This window comes from Okeania sp. SIO2B9, assembly GCF_010672505.1.
Taxonomy (GTDB): domain Bacteria; phylum Cyanobacteriota; class Cyanobacteriia; order Cyanobacteriales; family Microcoleaceae; genus Okeania; species Okeania hirsuta.
The window spans coordinates 1-1,978 of record NZ_JAAHGK010001362.1 but is presented as its reverse complement, the minus strand read 5'-3'; the positions used below and the strand labels follow the sequence as shown (position 1 = coordinate 1,978).

The 1,978-nt window shown below is 34.4% G+C and carries 2 protein-coding genes and 1 pseudogene; 2 read left to right on the top strand and 1 reads right to left on the bottom strand.

Annotated elements, in window-relative coordinates:
- Positions 1-625, top strand: a pseudogene (locus F6K13_RS30755) (hypothetical protein); the annotation flags it as partial.
- A 72-nt stretch (positions 626-697) separates the two neighbouring features.
- Here the strand turns inward: F6K13_RS30755 and F6K13_RS30750 are convergent.
- Complete coding sequence (locus F6K13_RS30750; protein WP_124145149.1) at positions 698-1,147, bottom strand: hypothetical protein; 450 nt, start codon at positions 1,145-1,147, stop codon at positions 698-700.
- Between the two features lie 470 nt (positions 1,148-1,617).
- Here F6K13_RS30750 and F6K13_RS35575 point away from each other — a divergent pair, with 470 nt between their 5' ends.
- The gene (locus tag F6K13_RS35575; RefSeq protein ID WP_375340689.1) at positions 1,618-1,947 is read left to right on the top strand and encodes an esterase/lipase family protein; all 330 of its coding nucleotides are present in this window, start codon (positions 1,618-1,620) and stop codon (positions 1,945-1,947) included.
- Positions 1,948-1,978: the final 31 nt, after the last annotated feature.

The following is a 1,978-nucleotide window of genomic DNA, read 5'->3' as shown; positions in this document are numbered from 1 at the left end:
CCGCAGTAAGGTTTCTCAGTTACGACCGGAGCGCGCGGAACGTTTAGATAATGTTGTTTCTTGTCCAACTCAATTTCAGCAATATATACCGGGTAGGGATTATCGGGTTCATGTAGTGGGTGAACAGGATAAAATGGGAAGTTTAAATTTTCAGTGGTCGGAAGTAGTAAACAAAGTTGAGGGATTATTACCTATATTTATGAATGCTATGGATTACGATCCTAGACGACGTTCCGAAAAAATCCGTCATAAACAAATGACTCAAGATTATGCCAATATATTAGATTTACATCTTCCTAATCGCCGTAGTATTATCAGATTTTGTGACCAAAATTATCAATATCAAAAAGGAATTACTCCTAAGGTTAAGACTCAAGAGGAATCCCGATTAACACTACAAACTACTAATAGAAGTAAATGGAATGACTTAGTAAATATGATTAATCCAAAATTAGCTAAAGTAACAACTTGGTCTGATTTTACTTCTTTTGGAGAAGCCGCAAGTCGAGATTACACTCAACTATTAAGTCGCCTCAAATATTACATTGATATATCGCGTAAAATAGAAACAATGTGGGACCCAGCTTTTCATTTATATAGTACCTTAGTATTCTTAAAAAATTAGGGGCTTAACATAGCAAATATAAAGTTAAAAGCTAAATTTTTACCCCTTTATTTTTAAGTTCTTTATCGAATATTATCTTGGCAGATTTAAATCCTTAGCCATACCACGAAACATACCCATGCTAGGACCAGGGCGACGACGTTTTGCTGTAGGTTTTGGCATTAAAAAGTTAGGAGCAAATAATACTAACTCTTCTGGTTCCTGGGAAACTTTAACATTAGTTACAGGAGGTTGTGGTGTTGCGACTGTAGGAGTGCCATTTTCAGCTTCAGCTTTTTTAGCATTTTTTTTAGCCTCAGAAAGTTTGGCTTTAGCAATTTTTGGAATTTCAGGACTAGCAGGTTTAGTTTCTTTTTTTGTAGTAGGTTCTGGCGCTGCTACACTCCCTTGAGTAGATTCTTCCTTGGATTCATTAGTGCCTTGATCGTCCTTAAATTCTAATAAATAATCAGACTTCTTTCCCAGCAGATTTCCCAGGATACCAAATACCCCGGCGAACAATCCTCCGATAAAAGCTAACATTATCTTTATCTCCTAAATGATTTTCTGTAAACAATTTTACAGTTAAATTCCTGATATGTTTAAATTAAAAGCAAGCGTAAGTTTTGTCTATATTTATTTATAAAACTTTACATTAACCAGAAGAGGTAGATCGTAAAATTGGCAATTGGAGAAAATCAGAAGCAAAAAAATTTGTAATTGTTTATATATATCTCATAATTAGGGAATAGGGAATAGGGAATAGGGAACAGTTTTTTCTTGCGGAATCCGTCAGGAAACTGGATTGAAAAATTTCTTAACCAATTCTTGTAGTGCTATAGCAGTCGAAAGAAAGGGTGCGGACATATCAAAAGCTTAAAACTCAGACAAAACAATATTTCTCCTTCTTCTTTCTTCTGCTAGATCAGTCAAAAGATTGTCCTACTCAACAAAAGAATAGCGATCGCTCCACTCTAGAATTTAGAATAAGATCAGCACGATAAATCAGGAATATGAAAAGTTTAAATAAACCTAATCCGGTATTATTAGTCCATGGAATTTTTGACACCATGAGAATATTCGATAAAATGTCTCGATACCTAAAAAAATTAGGATGGGAAGTATATTCTCTGAACTTAGTTCCTAATTACGGTATTTTAGGTTTAGATAAATTAGCCGAACAAGTAGCGAATTATGTAGATAAAATATTTCCTCCTAACCAACCCTTTGATTTAATAGGTTTTAGTATGGGAGGAATAGTCAGTCGTTATTATGTTCAAAGATTAGGTGGAGAAGAAATAGTAATAAAACGTTCTACTCTCTCTATACCACCTAATCTTTGAACATAATAACGACTGACTATTCCTCCCATAC